General features: G+C 43.5%; 20 protein-coding genes. 5 read left to right on the forward strand and 15 right to left on the reverse strand.

Translation table 11 applies throughout. The features are described 5' to 3' along the window. Positions 1 to 31: 31 nt before the first annotated feature. The 5 genes from WA1_RS00525 to WA1_RS00545 all read right to left on the reverse strand — a co-directional run bounded on the left by WA1_RS00525 (position 32) and on the right by WA1_RS00545 (position 7839). A complete protein-coding gene (locus WA1_RS00525; protein WP_017742186.1) occupies positions 32 to 814 on the reverse strand; it encodes an SDR family NAD(P)-dependent oxidoreductase in 783 nt (260 codons plus the stop codon). Positions 815 to 1099: 285 nt separating this feature from the next. Next, positions 1100 to 1333 (reverse strand): hypothetical protein, encoded by a 234-nt coding sequence (locus WA1_RS00530; protein ID WP_272819037.1) that lies wholly within the window; start codon positions 1331 to 1333, stop codon positions 1100 to 1102. Positions 1334 to 1409: 76 nt separating this feature from the next. Further along, entirely contained in the window at positions 1410 to 3809 is a 2400-nt protein-coding gene (locus WA1_RS00535) for a glycoside hydrolase family 15 protein (RefSeq protein ID WP_017742184.1), read from the reverse strand. Positions 3810 to 3826: 17 nt separating this feature from the next. Next, a complete protein-coding gene (locus tag WA1_RS00540) occupies positions 3827 to 5245 on the reverse strand; it encodes an Nramp family divalent metal transporter (protein WP_017742183.1) in 1419 nt (472 codons plus the stop codon). A gap of 149 nt (positions 5246 to 5394) precedes the next feature. Beyond that, positions 5395 to 7839 (reverse strand): glycoside hydrolase family 31 protein, encoded by a 2445-nt coding sequence (locus WA1_RS00545; RefSeq protein WP_017742182.1) that lies wholly within the window; start codon positions 7837 to 7839, stop codon positions 5395 to 5397. A 538-nt stretch (positions 7840 to 8377) separates the two neighbouring features. Here WA1_RS00545 and WA1_RS00550 point away from each other — a divergent pair. Further along, positions 8378 to 9796, forward strand: coding sequence for a hypothetical protein (locus WA1_RS00550; protein ID WP_017742181.1), 1419 nt, complete (start codon positions 8378 to 8380; stop codon positions 9794 to 9796). A 95-nt stretch (positions 9797 to 9891) separates the two neighbouring features. On the opposite strand, the gene WA1_RS58475 is transcribed toward WA1_RS00550, so the two are convergent. The 5 genes from WA1_RS58475 to WA1_RS00570 form a co-directional block, all read right to left on the reverse strand. Further along, positions 9892 to 10260 (reverse strand): hypothetical protein, encoded by a 369-nt coding sequence (locus tag WA1_RS58475; protein WP_201789056.1) that lies wholly within the window; start codon positions 10258 to 10260, stop codon positions 9892 to 9894. A 4-nt stretch (positions 10261 to 10264) separates the two neighbouring features. Then, a complete protein-coding gene (locus WA1_RS00560) occupies positions 10265 to 10564 on the reverse strand; it encodes a hypothetical protein (RefSeq protein WP_017742179.1) in 300 nt (99 codons plus the stop codon). Positions 10565 to 11075: 511 nt separating this feature from the next. Then, positions 11076 to 11234: a glycine zipper domain-containing protein gene (locus tag WA1_RS58005; protein WP_017742178.1), complete on the reverse strand. Its 159-nt coding sequence runs from the start codon at positions 11232 to 11234 to the stop codon at positions 11076 to 11078. A gap of 75 nt (positions 11235 to 11309) precedes the next feature. Then, positions 11310 to 11831: a hypothetical protein gene (locus tag WA1_RS00565; RefSeq protein WP_017742177.1), complete on the reverse strand. Its 522-nt coding sequence runs from the start codon at positions 11829 to 11831 to the stop codon at positions 11310 to 11312. A gap of 14 nt (positions 11832 to 11845) precedes the next feature. Then, a complete protein-coding gene (locus WA1_RS00570) occupies positions 11846 to 12370 on the reverse strand; it encodes an anthrone oxygenase family protein (protein ID WP_017742176.1) in 525 nt (174 codons plus the stop codon). Between the two features lie 552 nt (positions 12371 to 12922). On the opposite strand from WA1_RS00570, the gene WA1_RS61260 reads away from it, so the two are divergent. The 4 genes from WA1_RS61260 to WA1_RS54485 all read left to right on the forward strand — a co-directional run bounded on the left by WA1_RS61260 (position 12923) and on the right by WA1_RS54485 (position 16970). Continuing rightward, the gene (locus tag WA1_RS61260) at positions 12923 to 13351 is read left to right on the forward strand and encodes an AI-2E family transporter (RefSeq protein ID WP_017742175.1); all 429 of its coding nucleotides are present in this window, start codon (positions 12923 to 12925) and stop codon (positions 13349 to 13351) included. 58 nt (positions 13352 to 13409) lie between these two features. Continuing rightward, a complete protein-coding gene (locus WA1_RS61265) occupies positions 13410 to 14108 on the forward strand; it encodes an AI-2E family transporter (RefSeq protein WP_336389791.1) in 699 nt (232 codons plus the stop codon). A gap of 26 nt (positions 14109 to 14134) precedes the next feature. Then, positions 14135 to 16324: an amylo-alpha-1,6-glucosidase gene (locus WA1_RS00585; protein WP_017742173.1), complete on the forward strand. Its 2190-nt coding sequence runs from the start codon at positions 14135 to 14137 to the stop codon at positions 16322 to 16324. A 499-nt stretch (positions 16325 to 16823) separates the two neighbouring features. After that, the gene (locus tag WA1_RS54485) at positions 16824 to 16970 is read left to right on the forward strand and encodes a hypothetical protein (RefSeq protein WP_017742172.1); all 147 of its coding nucleotides are present in this window, start codon (positions 16824 to 16826) and stop codon (positions 16968 to 16970) included. Positions 16971 to 16994: 24 nt separating this feature from the next. On the opposite strand, the gene WA1_RS00590 is transcribed toward WA1_RS54485, so the two are convergent. The 5 genes from WA1_RS00590 to WA1_RS00610 all read right to left on the reverse strand — a co-directional run bounded on the left by WA1_RS00590 (position 16995) and on the right by WA1_RS00610 (position 22739). Then, on the reverse strand, positions 16995 to 18338 hold the full coding sequence (locus WA1_RS00590) for an HhoA/HhoB/HtrA family serine endopeptidase (RefSeq protein ID WP_033334835.1): 1344 nt from the start codon (positions 18336 to 18338) through the stop codon (positions 16995 to 16997). A gap of 217 nt (positions 18339 to 18555) precedes the next feature. Further along, complete coding sequence (locus WA1_RS00595; RefSeq protein WP_017742170.1) at positions 18556 to 19395, reverse strand: DUF2382 domain-containing protein; 840 nt, start codon at positions 19393 to 19395, stop codon at positions 18556 to 18558. A 186-nt stretch (positions 19396 to 19581) separates the two neighbouring features. After that, complete coding sequence (locus WA1_RS00600; RefSeq protein ID WP_017742169.1) at positions 19582 to 20346, reverse strand: energy-coupling factor transporter transmembrane component T family protein; 765 nt, start codon at positions 20344 to 20346, stop codon at positions 19582 to 19584. Positions 20347 to 20360: 14 nt separating this feature from the next. Then, positions 20361 to 22145: an ABC transporter ATP-binding protein gene (locus WA1_RS00605; protein ID WP_017742168.1), complete on the reverse strand. Its 1785-nt coding sequence runs from the start codon at positions 22143 to 22145 to the stop codon at positions 20361 to 20363. 36 nt (positions 22146 to 22181) lie between these two features. Further along, positions 22182 to 22739 carry a DUF8171 family membrane protein gene (locus WA1_RS00610; protein ID WP_272819038.1) on the reverse strand — a complete coding sequence of 186 codons (558 nt, stop codon included), beginning with the start codon at positions 22737 to 22739 and terminating at the stop codon, positions 22182 to 22184. Between the last annotated feature and the right edge of the window lie 828 nt (positions 22740 to 23567).

Below are 23567 nucleotides of genomic sequence, written 5' to 3' on the forward strand. Positions count from 1 at the left end.
ATTTTTGAGAATGTACCAGGTGTCAAAAAACTCAGGCACCCTGACCCAGGTTTTGCATGAGTCCGCCATCAATAAATAGAGTCGTACCATGAATATAGCGCCCATCCTTTGATGCCAAAAACACGGCAGCATGGGCAATTTCTTGCGGCTCGGCAGCCCGTTTCATTGGAATGGACTGCACCTGCTGTTTCCAAACGGATGGATCATCCATTGCTGATTGGTTAAAGGGTGTCAAAACCATTCCCGGAGCAATATTATTCACATTGATCTGTTTATCTGCGAGTTCCAAGGCAAGGGTTCTTGTCAAATTGCGGAGTCCCCCTTTGGCAACATCGTAATCTGCTGCTCCTGCACGAGGAATCTCTTGATGAACGCTGGTGATGTTAATAATTACCCCGCGCTTTTGAGAACCTTCTATCCCCCGAATGAACTGCTGGCAACAGAAAAAGGGTCCATAAAGGTTAGTCTTGATTGCCCGATCCCAGCGCTCGTAGGACATATCCTTAACAGACACCCCAGCCGAGTCAATACTTGCGTTATTTACGAGAATCGTAGGTGTTCCCAACTTGTCCTGAACTTCTTTGAACAAGCGCTCCACATTCTCAGGTTTGCTCTGGTCAAGTTGGGCAATTATCGCTTTCTGGCCTGCTTCCTCAATGAGTTGCTGAGTATGTTCGGCACCTTGGCGATCTTCAAGATAAGTGACAGCAACATCTGCACCCTCTCGTGCAAAGGCGATGGCAGTTGCTTGACCAATCCCGGAGTCTGAACCTGTGATTACAGCAATCTCTCTAACAAGCTTCTTACTTTCCATAACGTAAATCCTTAAAATTGGTGTTCAAGTGACTGAATAAGTGGTAAAAAACTGCTTGCAAATTTGACTGTCGCTACTAAGTTTCGGACACCAGTTCCACTTTGATCTAACCAGCTTGTCGCCGATCAAAGGCGATCGCTTACCACTTCCTTATCATCATTCGTTAGTATTGCAAGACTTCTAATATCCTGAAATCATCCTAAAAAACTAAAAGTTCTCTCATCTGACTTATAGCGCGTGTTACCTTATCTACTAATCCGCCTAAAGAACTAATTAGTATTAAGTTCAGTTGTAAGTAAAAGTACAAAAACTTTCTGGCATCAACTTACCCGCCGCATCAAATTGTTGAGGAGTTCGCAACTCTGTCATCACGATGTTCTTAAAAATATTATTGCGCCATTGTTGATGTGCTTTTTGTAGTGCTGTCTCCTCGTCGCGGTTATAAGAAAGTTGCACTTTCAAAATCATCGGCTTGTCTTGACCAATAAAGTTTTCTCCGTTGTATATCGTGCTAAGCAATCGCCTTGGTGGGGTGGGGTAATAATTACGAATTACGAATTACGAATTACGAATTATCTTGACTCCCGTCCCCAAGTTAACTAATTACAGTGACTTGATAGTTGCAATTTTCCCAGTTCTGTGAATGAGTCCAGAAAAAGGTAAAGTTAATGGGGGATTGCTGACTCGGAGAAATAGCAATATCTACGAATTCAATATTAATTGTAGTTGGTGTTGAGCCAGTGTTTTGTACCGTTTGCCAGTTATCATTCGACCAGTGCAATCGGAAGGAAGCTAATGCTTGAATTCGCAAAGTGTATCCCGCCTTCACGTGACGAATTTGACGGTTGAATTTCCAAATTTCTAGAAACTGAGTTGGTTTGGAATTCCCCAAATAACGATTTGCTACTTCTGGAATCCAATCAAACACCTTGCCATCTCGAACAGAACGTAATAACTTAATATACTCCGCGTGCGCCCATGCTAGAGGCATTGCTGAACCAGTAGGTTTTCCAAAATACAACTGAGAGTCTGGATAGTCTGGTTCATCCCAGATTTGTTCTGGTAACAATCCCGTGTCTGAAGCAAAGGCTTCCATCGCCTGTATAAAAGGTTGCACATCATGCCCTGCGGCAAGCTCGTAATGTCCCCTTTCTCCTGTCAACAAAGGCCAGACTCGTCCTTTGCCATGATGCAAGAAAGGACCGCCATCATCTCGTTGTCCATAACCGTCATGATTGTAACGATGCCAGCAGGAACCCAAGGGAGTGTCAACTTTTAGTACTGCATCCACGACTTTGAGAGAATCGACAATCAAGGGGTCATAGGGAGCGCGGAGACCATAGCGCACTAATTCCAGAAAGCCTGCATCGACAATTTCTTTTGCTGGAAATTGCCACTGACTACCAGGAGGACAGTTAGCAATTGATAGCACTCTTTGATTCGGGTCTTCATTTGGATATGGGTTACGAACATCTACCGGGTTAATCCGAATGTAATGCCGTTTAATCTCAGGAATTAAAGTTCCTTCAGTTGTTACTGTCCAGGCTTCTATATGACTTTCTAAGAAATCGGCGTACTCTTCAATAAATTGAGCAGTACTTTTATCTCCTCGTTCGCGGGCAAAGGTTGCTGCACAAATGAGAGATGCAATAGTTGCAGCAAGGGTTGAAGGCGAATAGCCGCTAACTTCTTCCCACCGTTCTTGCTGGGTAGCAGGACCGTAATTAATTAAGTACTTAGTTGCCCGCATCACTATTGGATAAGGATCGAATTGGCGTAAGGCATTGTGCCGATAAAGTCGCCATGCTAGTAGAATTGGGAAGGCTACTTCGTCAAGCTGAATTCCCGTCCAGTAGGGTTCGCCATTTATCCAAAAGTTTTGAGCAAAACCACCATCTGGCTGTTGGCTGGCAGCTAGGTAAATCAATGCTTCTAAGGCAGTTGTCTTGTGTCCGGCTGCCAGCAATGCTGTAACGCTATTTACCATGTCGCGAGGCCAGACCAGATGGTATCCTCCCTGTTGCTCATCACCATGGGCATTACCCCAAGGAATTGACAGCGAAGCAATCATTGCGCCGGGATAGATTTTGTCTTCGTGTGCTAGTAACAGGCTAAAGCTACTATAATAAAGATTACCTCCATCACCTGAGACTTGTTCTAGTGGTAGGCGATTTTCGCAGGCACTGTTCCACTGATTGATGTAGCGGGCTTTCTGTTCTTCAAAAGGAATATCCAAGGACAGCAAAAGGGTTGTTACAGCGTCGTGGAGTTGGCTGGCGAAGGCAAGCCCTAACGTGAATTCCTGATTATTCTTTGGATCGATTTCGCCTGTCAGGGCAATATTCCCTGCTTGGGCTTGCTGAAATTCCCAGTCCATCTGGAAATTATTTGCTAAGTCTGTCCAACCGTCACTTTCACCAACATAGCCACAAGAGGTGCGTGTGAAGGGAACGGTTGCTGCCATTGCCAACCAGTTATTATTTTGTTGAGCTGTTAAAATTTTGACTCCTGCTACTTCTACCACTCTAGCACTATCATTCCAGCCACCAACACCTAAGTGCGGCTCGCACAGCGCGTAGAGCTGGAGTTTTGCTAGTACTTGTGGATGACCCGTAAGGCGCGTGTGTTGTAAAATGCATGAATCTCGCGGGTCAGTAATGATTTCTTTGGTAATGGTGTAGCGTCCTTCCGGATCGGAATTGGTAATGCGGTATCCGAGAAGGTGGGGGAAGATACGTTCGGTTTTGGTATGGAGATGGCACTGTTCTTCATGAAAAAAGCTAGAGCCATCAGTCACCAAATATTGTAGATCCCGGATTTGGGGACGGTCAATGGTGGGGTAATATACTTCATTGAGAATGCCATTAGAAAGGGTAAACCAAACGCGACTGGAGATGGCGTAAGCAGTCCCTACCCCGTCTTTATTGCCTTGAGTCCAACGGGGTTCTTGTCCTGGTTGTCCAAAAGCTGTGGGTTGATTTTGCAGTTCTGTCATTTTTCATGCCCTTTTCTTCAGTTAGAACTTGCACCTGAACCTATGATTCCAATGAGTTGCAACAGATAAATCACTGCAAATACGGCGAAAAATATTCCCGCGATCGCAGTACCACCAAAAATTATCTTTGACGGTCGTAGTTCCTTTGGTAACATCCGGTGGTTGAGGAAGAGGGTAAGCCCGGTGACAATGGGAATATGAGCGGCTTCAATTGCGCCTGCGGTTTGCAGCAAGCCAACAGGTTGACCGAAGAACAGATAAACGGCGATTGGTAAAACGACCAGTAACACGACAATATAAACACGCTGCAAGAACTTCTCGTTAGTCCAGCGTCCACGCACACCAAATCCTTGCAGAATAATCTGCGTACCATCGGCAAACATCCGCCCAAAACCATCTTCTACTGAAAGGACAGTGCTACAAAAGGTAATAAAAACAATCGCCACCATAAACCAAAAGCCAAATGGTCCCCAAAGATCGCCCAGTAAGGTTCCCAAAGTTTCTGCTACCTGATTTTCTTTTGGCACAAGTCCCTGAGGACGCAGCAACTCGCCACCGAGAATCAGGAAAGACAAAGCCGCTAACAGCGCGCCAACTACAGCTAAGGTGTTGGATATGGTCATCAGATTTATCCAGCCGCGCAGTTTCTTTTTCTCCTGTTGGTTGAGTTGCTTGGGGTCTATCCTCTCTTGTCCCTTAACACTTGCAGCACCGTACCCTCTGGCTTCTATCCAGTAGGAATACCACATTAACCCGGCTGCTCCTGCTAGCATAAAACCCAGCCAAGGTAGTATTTCTTGATACCGCACATTTTCGGGAATTTGCGGTACTAACCCGTCTAGCAGTTGGCGAAAGCTGGGAAAAACAAAAATAGCAGCTGTTACCACTGCAATTGTACGGGCAATCCCTATGTAGGAAGAGATTTTTTCTACTACGTTATATTGCCCAAATAAAACAATCGCTGCTGTAACGACGATGATAATCACCGTCCACAGTTGGACACTTCCCCTGGTTACCAAAATCAGTGCAGTAGCCGCCGCTCCTGCTAGTCCAGCTACAGTAGAAATCGCCACCACTAATTGCGGTAGCAATATCAGCCAGATAGCCCAGTTTTTTGGACCTGGAAGTTGCTTGAAACCTTCGAGAATAGTTGTGCCCGTGCAAACTGAAAAGCGACCCACCTCACCGTTAATAAACCATTTCAGGATTACAGCAGCAAGTAGCGCCCATAGCAGAGAGTAACCATAAAAAGCGGCAATGCGAGGTGTAAATAGTAACTCTCCAGAACCAGCAGCCGAAAGCATCCACAAAAAGCTTGGACCAAGCCACTTCAAGTTTTCCCAACCGTGTGGTGACTCTGGTATGTTTATTGTGTCTTGTTCCTGTTGTCTTTTTGTAGTTTGTGATGATGAGTCGCGATCGCTTTTATTGCTCATTGGTACTATTGGGTTGAGAAGTATATTGGCTTATAAAATTACTCTTGTTAATTACTAGCAATGAATAAACTGGTTATATTTTCAAGATAGATAGAGATAGTGGAAAACTCGTGGAAAAATGATGAATGACCGTTTCCTGCTCTTCTAAATTAGTTGCAACCAAATCGAATCTGTCTAAAGAAATGACATTGCAGTTGTTCTCCATGCACGGTTGTTTCTTTCTCGTCTACCCAGGCTTGTTGCACCGATGTGCCATGTACGTGTAATTGTACCCTTTGATAAGGGAAGCCATAGTTCCCCTGCTGTTCCCACACAAGTTCCAAACTTTTCTCCTGTCGGATGAGGTAAAATCCATCGAGTCGAGATTCTCCGTATCCATCTCCTGCATCGCTGTATAAAGTGTAGGAAATTTGGATTGGATTTTCTCCCCCTGCCCTCTTCACAGGTGGGTAGAGATGAAGAACTAGTTGTTGATTTTCCTCCATTGGCAATATACTTCCTGCCTTCACTAACAATGGAATCTGTTCGAGCGGTGCTTCTAGCTCAATCGTCTTTCCGCCTTCTATCATCGAATCATTCCAAAAGTTGTACCAGTGTCCTTGAGGTAGAGAAATCATGCGCGTTTGCTCTCCCTCTTGCACAATTGGACAGACAAGCAACGCATCACCCAGATAAAAGGCATCTTCCACATCCCAAAGGGAGCGATCGCTCCAACTAGACCAGAACAGAGGGCGCACGGGCGGATATCCTTTCTGAGTTGTTTCCCACGCCAAGGTATAGAAGTAAGGCATCAATCGGTAGCGTAACTGTAGGAAGCTACGGACGATACTCAAGTAAGGTTCACCATAACTCCAAGGGGTACGAGGAGCAACGCTAGTGGAACTGTGCGTTCGATAAAACATCAGAAACGTTGCCATTTGAAACCAACGCAAATAAAGTTCTGCTGAAGGGTTACCTTGAAAACCGCCAATGTCAGGACCAGTATAGGGAATGCCTGATAGTCCCAACCCGACGACTGTTGCTACTGTCTGACGCAGTGCTTCCCACGTTGAGATGGTATCTCCTGTCCAAGTCCAAGCATAGCGTTGCAAAGAAGCCCATCCCGAACGCGATACAATGAAAGGACGTTGTTGCGGTCGATATTGACGAATACTTTCGTAAGCAGCTTCAGCTTCTAGTAACCCATAGACATTGTGTGCTTCGCGATGATCGCCTCCCCTACCTTCCAAACAATGCTGTGCAACTTGAGGAAGAGAGGGATCGCCCCAGGAAACAAATGCCGCCGGTTCATTCATATCATGCCAAAATCCTGCTACTCCTACATCCAGCAGATAAGCATATTGACGGCTCCACCAAGCCCGAACCTTGGGATTAGTAAAGTCAGGAAATACCAACGGACCTGCCCACACTGAGGCGATCGCTAGCTCTCCAGTGGGGTAGGTACAAAAGCCGTTCAGGACTTGTCCCTCTAGAAATAAGTTGCTCTTACGGGTAAATTTAATTCCAGGGTTATTAATTGCAATGAACCGCACACCTTTTTTTACCAGTTCTTGGGTAAAACTGTTGAGATTGGGAAAGCGTTTGGGGTCAATCGTAAAAGCTCGATACCCAACTTGACAATCGATATCGAGATGAATAGCACTCAAAGGTAAATTATGGGTTTGAAATGCCTTGACTTCTTGGCGAACGTTTGCTTCTGTGCGGTATCCCCAGCGTGACTGGTGATAGCCTAATGTCCAGCGAGGGGGTAACGGCGCACGTCCTGTTAACTGGGTATAGTGTTCCATCAGTTGTGACGGCTCACCCACTGTCATGTAGTAACGGAGCGAACCGCCTGCAAAAATAGCACTCGCTATATCGGCAAATGTAAATTCAGCGCGAAACGAGTTTTCATAAAAAATTAGGTAGCTACCTCTATCGTGCAATCCTAAGTAGACTGGAATGCAAATGTAGATTGGATCTGTACCTGGTGTGTACCTACCCCCAGGATCTTTATTCCACATCTGGTAAGTTTTATGCTTTTGCAGTTCATCCTTAGCGGCGCGTAAATTTAAAGAAGATGCCCGTTCTCCTAACCCATAAATGCGTTCTTCTGATTGTAAAGAAGCTTGATGTATCCATGTTTCTCCTTGTCGCTGGGGCGGTAGTTCTTCTCTGAGGATTTGCCCAGCGCGATCGCAAAACGTGAGGCTGCCATTTCTACCAACAATAACGCTCAAACCGTCACTGGCGATCGCCCAATCATTTCCCAATTCTGACAAGGTTGTTTCAACAGTCTCCCAATCCTGATTGGCAATTGCATAGGGGATGGGTGGAAGACCAGGAAACCAGTTCACTCGCACAAGCTCGGCAGTTAGAAAAGAAATTTCCAGTTCTGCCTGCTCGAAATAGAAGTCAGCACCTCGGTCTGTTGCTTGAGCCTGGAGTAATTTTCCCGGCTGAATGACCGGAGATGAAGATGAGTCAGGAAGATATTGGCGATTGATGCGATCGCGTTTAAAAGAATAGAAAAGTGCGTGTGGTATGTACTGTAAGAAAAATAGCGACTTCAGTACAAATGTTAATTTCAGCGATAGCTGTTCGAGAAACCTCATAATCAAAATATTTTGTCATTAATAATTTTTAATTTGTCATTATAAACCTATAAGTTAAGTCAAGGGAGCGAATCAAGAATGCTATAGCGTTTCCTAGTCTATTAAGGTACAAATTTATCAGCGTCCATCTGCGTTCATCTGCGGTTAATTCATTATTCTGTACCTCACGAAAGTGGGAATTACTATATGCATTTTTGATTCTCTATAAATTAATTCAAGCGGTTTAGCTCTTCAATTGCAATCTACGAATTACGAAGAATTTAGTCATTTTCCCCTAAAGACTAATTGCCGAATTACCGTAGTTCTTCTCCTGAAGGAATTAACTATTTTTCTATCTCAAGATAGAATTCATTTTGGACGCGACCTTTTAGCCTGGTTGATTGGGTAAATTGCCGCAATACTAACGAGATGGAATCACTCCATAGAACGATTCTGTTTGCTCAATAAGCTGAGTATCCTTAAGGGAGGAGTGTATTAGAGGTCATTATAAATCAGTTCTTAGTCTACACAGAGCAGCCAGTGAATAACTAAAAGGCGTATGCAATTCCCCTCTTCTTATTTAGCAATAACTAATCAACTGGCATCATTGGGAGTCAAGCCAAGATACATTACAGAACTTGACTCAGCGACGACGGCACTGCGTGCGACTGCCAGATACCTTCATGGCAAAGAGTTGCGATCGGGAGGTATTGCACCATCTTTAGTTGCTGCAATCACAGATGCTGTTAGCTATCTCCCCAAAAAACTTGGTAAAAATCTGTCTACTTGGTCGGGCTGGCTCAGTGCATCATCACCTAGCGTTCTCAACGACGTGCGGGCAGAAACTATTTCCCAATGGATAGTGAACCAATATCCTCAACGGCGTTATCCTGCTGCCATGATTGGTTCTTCCAATGGAGCTGCTGTGCATCTGTGTGCAGCACTTGGTATTCCTTGGTTGCCGCAAACGCTGCTGATTTCTTTGCGACACCCTGTCGATCCTGACGAACCAAAACAGGAACTAGAGTGGGCTAAAGCACCAGCACAAGAACTTCTGGCAAACAATCCTGACCTGTGCGTTTACCAAATGCATGACCCGAACCAGGAGCGCTTAAAGGTTCCTCGTGTCACTTACTTTCGGATTAAGCGCACCCGTCTCGGTACGAGATTCAAGCAGTTTCTCAAGGAGAGTTTAGAGCCTGGGTCAACACTATTCTTACTTGAGTGTCAATATAACTGGTTGTCAACACAAGTTGCAGATCGCCATGTCTTCCAGTTTGGTGGCAAAGGTAAATTAGCTCCAGAAGATTATTTTCAGCACAGCCAGCAGATTGCTGACTTTCTTCGACAGAACGGATCTAAGCACCGATATTGGGAACCGCCCGCCCCAGATGGTAAATTGCCAGAGTCAGAGTGGGGATTTGAACCAGCCTTACGTGACGATGTAGAGCAATTTGCCCATCAGCATGGGTTTCGCGTTCGTCGGATTGTTTTTGATTTTCCGCAAGATCTGAGTCCACTGGTTGCTGACTTATATCGTTGGTGGTATCAGGAACGCGGTTTACAAGCCGATCGCCTCTTGGTGGAATCGTTTGTTTACCTCCAGCCTTGGTGGGCGTTACGTCTTGGATTAGTACCATTTTGGACAGTATTCAACGATCGCATATCAGCAGATAAGCTCGGTAACTATTTGGATACTGCCAAGCCTTACGATGAAATTTACATAAATCTGTTCTCGAATGGTTTGCAAGCACTGGGTCAGGCTTCGCTTGATGAATGGCGGTCTATTCTCAATCGCGCTCGCGATCGCGGTCAGTTTATCGGTGTGAACGAGGAGACATATCCTGGAGATCTAGCATCGTATACCCGCCATTACACTGACTTGAAGAAACTCAATGGACATTACCCAATACCAGAACCACTGACAATACAAGAACTCGATAACTTTTTAGCGCAAGCAGACGATCTCTATCTGTAGCTGGATGCCTAAGCTAAGAAGTTACCTCGGATCATCGCTGGAACGTCTGAAGGCTTACTGTTTCTCAATTCCGAACGGCATTTTGAATTAGAAGATTATTCCATCACGGCGCTTGCCTCAAGCTCTGACAAATTGTGGGCGATCGCACCACTACTCAGTCCGATACCGACTGCCGTTGCTGATAGCCCAACCTGATTCACGAAATAGATTGGAACATAAAACAGCACAATTCCAGAGCCAATCTGTGAGAGAAATCGCCCTGCTACTAGCACCCAAACTTGTGGGCTAAGTTGGGGCAACCAAGCAGCACTCCACATATCCCAAAACTCCCTTCTAAGCCCAAGTATCTGCCATTGCAGGCATGGAAATTTCTTTAACACAGGAGGCAGGAGAGAGAGACAAAATGCATCGGGCGATCGCCACCACATCGTGAACCGGGATCTGAGTACCGTTGAACGTTTCACCGTTTTAAACGAGTCCGTTTCGGCTGCTTTGACCAAGGCGATCGCTCCGCAACTTAACCAGTAATCCAACTGTTCCAACAACAATAGCAGTGATTAACAATGGCACCAGATTGAATCGAATCCCAAATCCATCTGCGTCATTTTGCCAACGCAAAATCCACAACCAGCCACCCCCAATTGCAAATGAAGGAACGCGCAAGATTAAGAGAGGTGCTGGCAATCCCAGGAAAACGACAACTAGTATTAGAAACGTTATTACAGTAAGGCTTAACCATGTTTTCAAGTTTGGTTTGAAGCGATTCATAATATCCGTCTCTACTCTCTGGGTAGGTGTTCCACGCTACCCCTGTTAAGGTGTACTAACAAAGTACTAGCTCAAAGCGTGATTCTTACGTCGCACCCCCGTGGAAAAAACCTGCATAAAACGCGCAACCCTTTTGGGTTATTGGTTGTGCAGGATAAGATATCAAGGGGTTTCTCAAAATTCGCTTTGTTTTTCTCAGTAATATTGAGAATGGTCGCAACAGTCCCGCTCGTTTTGAGAAGGGTTGCGCGTTTTATGTGTATTAATGCGTCCCCAATCCTAAAATCTAAAATTGAGCGCAAATATTAACTTTTGGCTTCCAAATTTTAATGGGTGCGAAGCTGAAACCCTTATAAATCGTTAGTACAAGTGTTCACCTTAACAGGGGTAGTGTTCCACGCTTACAGCACCTGCGGCAATTTGGAATTATTCCAGTTAAACCAGTGGTTTAAAATTGTTTTAAGCATGATTCTACTGATATTCTTAAATCTCTACAGTACGGCATTAGCTTTTATTGTCTTCTTTTAGCGATCGCAGCGTTGATTGCGACTCCAATTGCCAAACCAATTGCAATTCCTAAAACAATGTTGTTCAATATCGATCCGATCGCGACTCCGGCTGCGACTCCAATCGCCAAAGTTATACCAGGATCGTGTTGTGAATTCCTCATGATTTATTTTTATAATTAAGTTGCGAAAAACTACCTGATCCTGTCTGAATTCAATATCTACTAAATTGTTTAACTTCAGGAGTGATGCGATAGCTTGCGCTGACTTGTCAGTTCGCGAGAATGTTTTACTGGAGTATCAACCAGAATGGAAATCAGCAGCGCACTAAAGCTAATCAACGTCAGCCCAAAGTTTGTCGCGTGAGCATACTCCCACTGATTCCGTAGCGCTACCCAGTTTGGTGGCAGGGATTGGGGCGTGGCTTGCTCAACGACTCGATTTACAGATTCAATGAACGAGAAATAGACGACTGGAAACGCGAGTGCCAGGAAAATTGTTCCAGCCAATGTCCATTGAAAGGCAGGACGACGTTTGCGGACGAGAAATACCAGTACGATTGCTGAAAGAAGCGCACCGACTGTGACAAATGCGCCAGGTCCGGGCATTCCAAAATAGGCATACAGTGTATTCTGAATGGTTACGTAAAGTGAGCCATCGTACTGTATTTTAGGAGGTAGTTCTAACGTATGGCTAAACTCCAATCCCATGTACAGTGCAACTAAAGTGAGCGTAATAAAGCGCCAGGTCTTCAAAAACATGATGATCAACCCCTTTAACGTCTGGTGAGTGGTGCCACTTCAGGAGTGACAGGATTGTGCAATCGCTCCATTACTGGAATCTCAACCAGCACAGAAATTAAGAACGCACCCAACCCCATCAAATGCAGGACAAAACGAGCCACGTGCGAGTATTCCCACTGGTTGCGTACCTGTGTCCAGTTTGCTGGCACTGATTGAGGAGTCCATTGGACAATCTCACGATTCATCGGTTCTGTGAACACCAGGAAAACAACAAAGAACGCTAACGCGAAGCAAACCGTTCCAGCTAGCGTCCACTGCAAAGCGGGTCGTCGCTTGCGAGCTAAAAACGTCAGCACTGGTGCTGCCAGAAAAACTGTAGCCGCCTCAAAGTATCCACCGATATGTCCAAAGCCCCAATACAAGCTTTGTTGAAGCGTCGTCCAGAGTGCCGCATCGTAGTTGATCTTGGCTGGCAGTTCCAACGTATGGGCAAATGAAGTTCCCATTGCGAGTGCAGCAAGAATGATGGTAATAAAGCGCCAGGTTCTTAAAAACATGATTAATCATTTCCCGTTTTATACATAGAAGCATGGTGGTCGTTTGCCTAATTGCGGAGATTAGACATTCATAAGCTATGTTCATGCCGCCTCAATTTGTGATGCTTCAAAGGCTTTCACCTCGGCAGATAAAACGCTGCCGACAGCTTATTTCAATTCCTTCTATGTTTGACTAGCATAGTTATCCTTATACTTCATCCTGATAGAAATACAAACGGAGCCCTACTATCTTTTGATAGAATTTGCAGATAATCAGGTAAGACATACTCTGTAGCTAGAAGGATAGCCTGTAGCTGGAAGGATAGGCAGCAGCCAATTTCGTTCGCTATGGTGAGAATGGTTTGGATCAATCGCGAACTCAATGGGTGGCTAGCCAACTGCTACTGACCAAGACTTTATTAAATCCCCCGCAATAAGCGCGTGGGGAACAATCAAGCCTCTGCCTTCTACTTGGTGCCTTCTTTAAGTAAAACCATTCCTTCGGTAGAGACTAATCGAGATCGGAGCCGCTAGGTTTGGAGGTATTCTCAAAGTTAGAGTTGGAGGTATCTTGTGCGGTTAGGGCAATGGTTTGGCTTTCTCGCTGTTGCAATTTCCCTCTACATTTTGTGGCAAATTCGGCAGGTGCTTTTGCTCGTATTTGCAGCGATTATTCTAGCGACTGTCCTAAACCGGATTGTGAGATTCCTTCAGCAACGGCACATCCAACGAGGGATTGCGGTTGCAATTAGTGTTATTCTTCTACTGACGCTCCTATCTGGCTTTCTTGCGATTGTCTTACCGCGTCTTGCCGATCAACTTCAACAATTGGCGAATATTTCGCCACAAATACTAGCTCAACTCCGCACAGGTTATGAGTGGATACAAAGCAAGCTTCCGGAACAATTGATATTAAATAACACTAGCTTTGGCGCTTTAGTCCAAAATTTTCAGTCTTCAGCAGCCCGATTGTTGGGTAGCTTTTTCACATTAGTTAAGTAACTCTATTACTGCAGTCTTGAGTTTGTTGCTGTTCGTAGCGTCAACCATCATGTTACTAATGAATCCCTCACAGTATCGACAAGTTTTTGTGTTGGCATTTCCAGCTTTTTATCGCCAACGAGTCAATGACATTCTGGATGAGTGTGAAACCTCATTGGTGGGTTGGATCAGAGGGACGCTGATTGCAATGGTTGTGATTGGTATCGTCAGCTATATTGGTTTGCTAATTTTAGGAGTGCCATTACCGTTAGTAAATGCGCTTCTAGCTGGTTTATTAGAATTCATTCCAAATGTTGGACCGACTTTGAGTGTAATTCCACCCGCGCTGCTTGCCCTGACTGATACACCCTGGAAAGCGGTTGCGGTGATTGTGCTGTACATTCTCATTCAACAGTTTGAAAGCCTGATCCTAGTTCCAACAGTGATGAGACGCGAGGTGTCTTTGCTGCCATTATTTACCGTGTTATCGGTTGCAGTCTTCTCGCTCTTTTTCGGATTCTTGGGATTATTTCTAGCGATTCCGTTGTTAATTGTACTACAAATTTGGCTGAAGGAAGTTTTAGTCAAGGACGTGCTTAACCATTGGCAAAGAAATGCAGGCGATCGCAGGCAAAATTTACACACTGCTGAGAGGAGCGGCGATTCCTCTCCTCCCAAGACCAGCGAGGATCGAGTCCCAAGGCCGCGATCTGATAAAGATGGACGTACTATTAAGAAGATTGAGCTAGGCGATCGCTCGGTACAGGCGCAAATTTAAGGTTATCTGTATTAAGGAGCAAAACTATGCGAATCAGCGTTGGTAAACCAATTTTGACGATTAATCACGGTAGTACCTTCATGGTGACTGACCTAAGCGGACAGATTAACCCAAATGCATATCTAGGCATTTTTTCTAATGATACTCGCTTTTTAAGTCACTATGTCTGCTACATCGACGGTCATAATTGGATTCGTCTGAGTTCAACTACAACAACGTACTATGCAGCGCGGGTTTACCTCACTAATCCAGAGTTTGTCAGCAGAAATGGCAAGACTCCAGAAGGTTCAATAGCTCTAATTATAAGTCGGGTTGTGGAGAACGGTATCTACGAAGAACTTGACTTGACTAATTATGGTCTCGAAGCAGTCAGCTTTAATCTAGAGATTGCTTTACGTTCAGACTTTGCCGATATTTTCGAGGTTCAGTCCTGTCAGTTTGTGCGGCGGGGATATGTCGAAACTGAATGGGATGCAGAGCATAACGAGCTACATACAAGCTACACCAACAGTGATTTTTATCGCTGCCTGATTTATCAACCCTATCAATTTACGTCCCAACCTCACTACGCCAATGGTCGTATTACTTTTGAGGTGAGGCTGAAACCTGGTGAAAAGTGGCAAGCCTGTTGCAAATATATCTTGGTGAACAATGAACGTATCCGGGAAGAGCCAATCAATTTGTCTTATGCGGCGGCTGTTAATCCAGATATTATTAATACTGAGGTTGAGCAGTTGTATTGTCAGTGGGTAAATAGTGCTACGGAGATTGCTTCTCCTGACGACCATTTGAATCAACTTTATCGCCAGTCTATAGAAGATATCGGGGCACTGCGGCTATATGCTTACGACTTTGCCCCCGATGTCTGGTTACCTGTCGCTGGTGTGCCTAAGTTTGTGACTCTGTTCGGGCGCGACAGTTTAATTATTAGCTTACAAAACGTTATTGTCCATCCTGGCTTTGCTCGCGGTGCTTTGAAGAAGCTAGCGCAGTTACAGGCAAAAGAAATTGAAGATTGGCGAGATGCCCAACCAGGGAAGATTTTGCACGAGATCCGTCATGGCGAATTAGCACATTTCAAGCAAATACCTCATACCCCCTACTACGGCACAGCTGATGCCACACCCTTGTTTTTGATTGTCCTCCACGAAACCTGGAAGTGGTTGGGAGATGACTCTATGTTACGCGATTACCGAGACGTGGCGCTGCGTTGCTTAGAATGGATTGACAAATATGGTGACTTAGACGGTGATGGGTTTCAGGAGTACAAAACGCGATCGCCACGGGGAATTGAAAACCAAGGCTGGAAAGACTCAGGGGATGCAGTTGTTTATGCCGACGGCAGTCAGGTAAAAGCACCCAAGGCGCTTTGTGAGTTGCAAGGTTATGTGTTTGATGCTTGGATGCGGATGGCAGAGGCGTTCGAGGTGCTGGGTGAAGGCGAATTTTCCACCGAATTACGCACCAAAGCTGCAAAACTACGTACCCAATTTGAAGAACGCTTTTGGTGTGAAGACATTGGTTTTTATGCCTTTGCTCTCGATCCAGATAAACGACCCGTTAAGACGATCGCCTCAAACCCAGGTCATTGTCTCTGGAGTGGCATTATCAGCCCAGAACGTGCTAAGTGCGTTGCCAAGCGCTTGTTTGCCCCAGATATGTGGAGTGGTTGGGGCATTCGCACTTTATCTACTCAAAATCAGGCTTACAATCCTTTTTCCTATCATCGCGGCTCAGTGTGGCCCCACGACAACAGTATCATTGCTCTAGGATTGAAGCGTTACGGTTTTGCCCAAGAGGCAGCCCATGTTGCCCGTGGCATTTTTGAGGCAGGCAGCTATTTTAGCAATTATCGTCTACCAGAACTTTATGCAGGTGTCGAGCGAGAACCAGGAAGTTTTCCAGTACCGTACATACAGGCAAACGTACCTCATGGATGGGCAGCAGCGTCAGTATTTCAGCTATTGCAAGCGATACTTGGTTTGCAAGCTGATGCTCCTAATAACTGCCTTTATGTCGATCCATATCTCCCCGAAAACCTACCTGAATTAACGCTGCGACATATGGAAGTTGGGAAGGCACACGTTGACTTGCGATTTTGGCGAGAGGGCGATACGACTTGCTGGGATGCTACTGTTCAATCCGGTAAGGTTGAGGTGAAGGAACAAGCTTGGCAACCTTGGACTTCCATCTCACTCGAAGAATATTCATTTTGATGTTGACTCTTTATGTTCATGAATGTCGAACCCCTAAATATCAATCTCTTCTGGTGCGATTTCTACTTCTTGTCAATCGTTCAGAATAAGACCTAAGCAATGGATGATCCTCTTTATTGATTCCCGATAGCGAAGGTTCGTTCTCATATCTGTTAGAACCTGTACCTGAACCTATGCCTCCCATGAGTTGCAACAGATAAATAACTGCAAATACGGCGAAAAATATTCCCGCGAGCGCAAGAGTCGATAAGCCATCAAGTTTTTTATCACAAACTCTTGAAAAATTTGAGTTCTTCAACTGTTTAAAGTAACCATGAAAAACTTGCTATGGTTGCAGCCTACATCTTAATAGTGGAAAACTAGTGGAAGACGTTAAAACATTTTCAAAATTATTACATATGAGCTAATATTACACAACTCAAGAATGATTTAAGTCATTAGCTAGATTAGATAGCTTTCACCAAAGGATAGTAAACAAGACATAAGGTTATGAGATAGCATGAACATAAATACTGAAAGACCAACAGAAGCTTGGTTATTTACTCTACTCGATCGCGGTCGTGCATTGTTTTGGTTATTTACTGGATACACCGGAGCCAGTTTAAACGCTTACTTTTCTTACGACCAACTAGAGAACCTCATTTAATAACAAGGGCATACATTATATGTCCTATTGACTATTGGAATTAGTATTAGATTGAGGTGGAAGTGGTACGGGTTGTAAAGTGAATTGCAAAGTCTGTCTGTTACGCTGCACTTCGATTTGCAAGTTGCTACCCACGCCATTCTTGTCAAGAATTTGTAGAATTTCGTTAGCAGTAGTAACAGGTTGGTTATTAATTTCTTGGATGACATCTCCTGCACGCAATCCGGCTTTGGCTGCCGGAGAATTAGGAATTACATTGGCAATTAGAAGTCCGCGATCGGCTTCAATACGAATATTACTGTTAGGAGAATTGTTAATTCTTTGTTTAACTTCAGGTGTTATGGGTAGCATCTCGATACCTATGTACGGGTATTCGACCTTCCCTTCAGTAATTAACTGCTGAGCAATTCTTTGAGCCGTATCAATAGGAATAGCAAAACCGATACCTTCTGCACCTTGAATAATTGCTGTATTAACTCCTAATACTTGACCGCGAGCATTGAGTAGTGGTCCGCCAGAGTTTCCAGGATTAATTGCGGCATCAGTTTGAATATAGTTGGAGGGTCTAGTGGAAAGATTTAAGGAGCGGTCTATAGCACTAATAACGCCTACTGTGACTGTTTGTTGCAAGCCTAAAGGATTACCGATCGCAACAACCCACTGTCCGGACTGCACTGAGTTAGAATTTGCGATTCCCACTGTTGGGAAATTATTATTGCCAGGAATTTGCACGACAGCAATATCACTTATGGGGTCTTGTCCCAATACCTTACCTTCAAAAGTACGACCATCGGAAAAAGATACTGTCACTGTATCCGCATTGTTAACAACGTGAGCATTAGTGAGAATTCGCCCACTAGAATCAATGACAAAACCAGAACCAAGACCCCGCACAACTCGTTCTTGAGGTTGTATTGGTACTTCACCAAAAAACCTTCTAAAGAATGGATCGTTAAACACACCGGGCAGTTGTGGTACTTGAGTTTTGATAGTTCGGGCAGTATTAATTTGAACTACGGCAGGCGAGACTTTTTTGACGACTTCAACCACAAAGTTAGTCCCCTCAGCAGTTGGTGTCAGAGGGCGATCGCTTTGATTTTGTGCCTCATTATTTGCTGAAGTTGGAGAAGAAGTTTCTGAAGGAGCGATCGGTTGAGACAAATCTGTTTGGCAACCGCTTAAAACTCCTACCGCTATACTAACTAAAGATAGCAAGAAATATGCTTTTCGTTTTTTCCATGAGAACTCGCCTATTAAATTAATTTTTTTAGCAAAAGCATTTGATGTTTGTTGATTAAGTTGTCTCCTAAGATTCATTAAATTTGACTCAGTACTAGCCTGGTAATTATGTATACTTCTTGTTTTCATAATATTTTCAATCGCTATTACAAAGACTGCAAGTAGATCTGGCTCTATCCATGCGATCGCTAAAAAACGTCTGTATTGATTATTGCTTTCTGCTATTCAAACTATTAATAATTTAAGGCGGTTCTTCAGTACTTGTTATGCTAAAATAACAAGTACTGAAGAGCCTTTAAGGCTTACAGCATAATGATACATACTTCATCTGTAAGCCTTGACTATGTTAGAAGCTTTTGTTCTCTATTGGACGACCATCTGTATCAATATCTAGCTCTTCCCGTCGAACCTTCTCTTGAGCTTCGACTGTATCCCGATCCACGACTTTCTTAACTCGGACTTCTTCTCGGACAACAGCTTCTTTACGAATGTCGGGTGTTTCCTCATAAATTTCCATACGAGCAACTTCACCTTCACGAAAGGCATCGCCAGGATTACCAGAGGTAGCACTTGTAGGATTTGTGCGCTCAATAACTACTCTCTCTTTCTCCACGGGTACAGCAACACGAGCATTTTCAGTTTCTATATGTTTGCCAATAGAAACCTCTCCTGCTTTATGGCGTTGTTTATTAGCAACTAACCTTTCTTCATAAAGTTTCAGATTTTGATTACTCTGTTCGTCAATATCGTACAATGACGGTTCAAGCGAATAGTTATAACTATCTCGGTCATAAGTAGTATCTTGTGCCGTGCCAGAACGAGCAGCCGTCGGACGATATATATTACGAACTTGTTCTTCATAGTCGTAATCAACTTTTTCTAAGTCGTCAAAGTTAGGCAGGTTTTCGACCTGCTGCTTAGTTAGACCGCGAACAGATATCTCTTTGTCATCATAATCAACATTAATGAGACCGACAGGAAGCAAGATTTTTTTGCCAAAAACCCAGAATCCAGTATCTACTACGAGATAGCGGAAAGAACCTGTACTTTCATCAACTAAAATATCGGCAACTGAACCAACTTTTTTGTCATCACTATCGGTATAAACACTAAAGTTCTTGAAGTTACTTGCATCGTTATCTTCACGATGTTCGGGATAAAAATCATCAATTTTTACAAGAGCCATTTGTATCAACTCCTATTTAAACAAGTATCTACGTTTCTGTTAGACGGATATTTGATAAATCTCCAATCTCCTTGAATTGAAAGGAATATTATCAAAAAATCCTCATCAGATGCTAGTTAACTGATTAACTGCATTTAGCTAGAGGATATCTTCAAAAAGTGGAAAACTTGTGGAGCGATAAACTGTTTAAAATATGGAAAATGGAAGCAAGCCAAATCGATCGCACACCGCAAGACCGAAAACTGCAAGACCAATCAGAAAATAGACCGCATCCCAAAAGTCGATAGCTCCTAGTTGCACGCGACCCCTTCTAAATCCTCGCATCTGGAGTGCAGACATCAGTGTAGGAGCACGCCGCACGACAGCAAACAGCAACGGCAGTGAAATTCTTAAAGAATTCCAAATGAAACGGAAGAAATGCTTGGGGTCTAAGTCAACGCCTTTGATCCTCATCGCATCAGCAATTCGGAAGGCTTCTCCTAAAGTGGTATATAACAGCCGATACGACAAACCGAACGCTAAAGCAACGACTGGTGGGAGATGAAGCCCCCGAATACCTTTGGTTAAATCCTCAGCGTCCATAGTAGAGAGCATACTGACACTGACAATGATCGCTGCTGTCCACGCTAGAATCAGACGTAGTTCGGCAGAAGCCACTTCCGCCACTTTTGCAAAGTTACCTGCTAATAAAGGACCGGCAGCTGGGATAAGAATTAGTGCCAGGAAAGTTGGTATGTGAATTGCCCATAATACAGCCATCCATTTCCAGGGAGTGCGTGCGATCGCTGCTTGGATAAGTCCTAAGATGACTAACACTAGCATCCATTGCCAACTTCCTGCCAAAAATAAGAAAAAGAAAAGCAAAATGAGCAACAAAATCTTTACACGCGGATCTCGGCGGTGGACAAATGTATTGCGCTCTTGGTAAAGGGTAGGTACGCTAGAAGTCATGACTTTTTCCCACTTCAGTTGAGGTTGTGAGTATTTGAGAGTTGCGAGGCAAGCTCATCATGGGTTAAGGCATTCACGTTTAGGTGATGAGCCAGTTGTGCAACATCTGGAGGTTGTATATGTAACTCAGCAAGTTTAGCCCAATTATTTTCTGCAAAAACATCATGAATTGGGCTTTGCATGACAATTTGTCCTTGCTCTAATACGGTCACTGTATCAGCTACCTCAGCGACAAAATTGACATTATTACTAACTAAAAGCACCGCTTTGCCTTGCTCGCACAAGTGTTTAAGCATTTGTTTAACTTTTTTAATAGATGTCGCACCAAGACCAAGTGTTGGTTCATCAAGAAGAATGACCTTTGGCTCGACAACTAAGGCACCTGCCATCGCAACGAGTTTTCGCAGTCCGCGTGAAAGCAGAAGTGGATCGCGATCGAACATATCCTCCCCAATTCCCACTAGTTGACAGACTTGTAATACCTGGTTCTCAATGTAGTCATCGTCATAGCGTTTTTGCTTGGAGAATAAACCTGTTCTGTTATACTGGCGCTGCTTGAGTGGAAAAGCAACTTCTTCCTTGACGGTTTTTTCACTGAGTTGCTCGTCGGGGTTTTGAAGGATAGTTCCTACTGTTAGCCCAAGTTCGGGAACACTTTTGTCTTTTGTATTTACACCCCAGATGGTAACTCTACCCTCACTGGGCTTCACTAATCCTGCGATATGCTTAACTACAGTTGTCTTTCCCGCACCACTACGTCCAATCAGTGCATGTACTTCACCTTCATGAATTGCGATGTTGATATCTTTCAGCACTTTAGGTTCTTTGTTCGAGTAGCAAAATGTTACCCTCTCCATAGAAACTGCTAACTTACCAAAATCGTTTTTGGCTTGGAATGATTTTTCTAAACAGTGCTGACTTTTTTTAACTCCAAGAGATGAAAGTTGTTGCATGCGACTCGCTTTGTATGCTTGTTGAAACTCTTCAATCGTCAGTGGTGAAGAGGACATACCCAAAACTTTAGCAAGGGGTAGGGTAACAGGAGGCTCAATATCAGCACGAGACAAAAGTTCTTCATTGCGAAGAATCTCTTCTGGCGTACCTTCAGCGATCGCTTTACCATCAACCAATACAAGGAGCCGATCGACGACTCGCAAGAGAAAATTAGGATCTCGCTCAACAACTATCAGTGTTTTTTTCCTGGACAAGTCGTTAATGATGCTGCTGACTCGATCTTGCCCTATGGGATCGAGCTTGTCCATCACATTATCAAAAATGAGTATGTGCGGATCGATCGCAAGAGTTGCTGCAATTGCTAACCTTTGTTGTTGACCTCCTGATAAATCCCAAACTCGCCTATTATCCTCTACATCACCCAATCCTACTTGCTCCAGAAGCTGGCGTGCTCGATTGGTAGATTCTTGTTGTGAAGTTCCATTATTTTCCAGAGGGACTTTGACTTCCTCTATCATTTTTAACTGCACGAGCTGCGAAGCAAACTCTTCAAAAACCATACCAACGTGTTTTCTGTTTGCACCATTGTCATCCCAATTCTTATCTTGAGATTCCTCTTTTCTGCGACTGTTAGTATTGACTTCAAGCTCACCAGAAGTTTCACCGCCTGTAATACTTGGTGCTAATCCTGCGATCGCCATACCAAGTGTTGTTTTTCCAGATCCTAATGGTCCAATAATACCGATCGTTTCACCATTTTTGATTTCAAAAGAGATTTCTTTTAAAGCACTTTCATCAGCACCAGGGTAGGTGAACGTAAAGTTTTTTGCATTCACTATTGACATAAATCACTCCTTTTAATTGGAGAAAAATAATTAACCCTAACTCGCATGAATCTGTTTTTGTCTTCGATTGCGTCGCTCTTTGCCACGAGGTGCATAACCCAAGTAGCGTTCAATTCGACCATAGAGTTGTGGTACAATAAAGGGAGTCGGGATAGCACCTAGAATTATGCCATCAGTAATTGTATTTCCGATAGCAGACAAGATGGCGATTCTAAAGGTTTCTTCGTCAAAGAGAATGAATGCTGTAGCTTCAATTGCTGCATGAAAAAATCCTGCGACTATAGCAGCGATCGCAACACGAATTTTATTTAGAGGATGGTTACCAATAAGATAACCAGCAGCCATAAAGCCTATAACGTAGCCTACCGCTCCAATAGGATCGTCGATCTCGTAACCTTCAAGCAAATCGCGAAGAAATTCTCCGAGCATCCCTCCCAAGGAAACAGCAAAGAGAGGCCAACCCTTTGGAACCAGGGCAACAAACGACAAGGGGATAAAAAACGGTTTAAAATCTATATCTACAGGGATTTCGGGAATTGCTTCAAAAAGTGTCAGTCCGAGGAAGAAAGTAACTGTAGTAATAACAGTAAGCACTGTTAGTTTAATTGTCTTTGTACTCTCCATTTCCTAATAACCTATCTCGAAATTTTCATTAAGTAAGAAACAATTCATTTTTTGCTTGAACATCCTTAAAAGAGACAAAACAATAACTCAAGGAAAAACTTTAATATTTCTACTTAGTGGGTTGGCACAAGTAAATTTTACTCATCACAATTATCCTTTATCATTTACCCGTGGTAAACGTTTTAACTAAAATTAATGCAGTTGTGATTATTCTGATTGACCTACCTACAACACACTAACTATTAACACTTTCGTAAATTTGTATATATATTTTTTTGACGATACAGATGGAGCGCATTAGTTATAATGCGATAAAATTGTGTATGAGAAACACTAACATTTTCTATATGAATAAATGTACGATCTTGTATCTTAAGGAATAATTTTTCGCTAGTTTTTTGTTTTAACCTTATGTTAAACAATAATTAACTTTATCTTTAAATACTTAATTTAACATTAACAAAAATAACTTATATAGCAATCCGTGTGGGAGTTACAAACAGTTAGATCCCCGACTTCTTTAAGAAGTCGGGGATCTGGGCAACCGAATATTCACGAATCAGATAGGATTGCTATATGCTACTTAAAAACATAAAAATTTCCAAGAGAGTTAAAATTATCTAAATCCTAAAAACTACTTTAAAATTAGTCATTTTTATTCCTTGGATCGCGCATCAGAAATAAGAAAAAGAAAGCCAATTAAGAAATTCTAGCATTCTCCACTAGTTTTCCACCTTTGAGATATAGGCTTAGGTATGTTAATTTAACTTCTACGACGCGAACTTTCTCAATTTCAGA

The organism is Scytonema hofmannii PCC 7110, assembly GCF_000346485.2.
GTDB classification, from domain to species: Bacteria; Cyanobacteriota; Cyanobacteriia; order Cyanobacteriales; family Nostocaceae; genus Scytonema; species Scytonema hofmannii.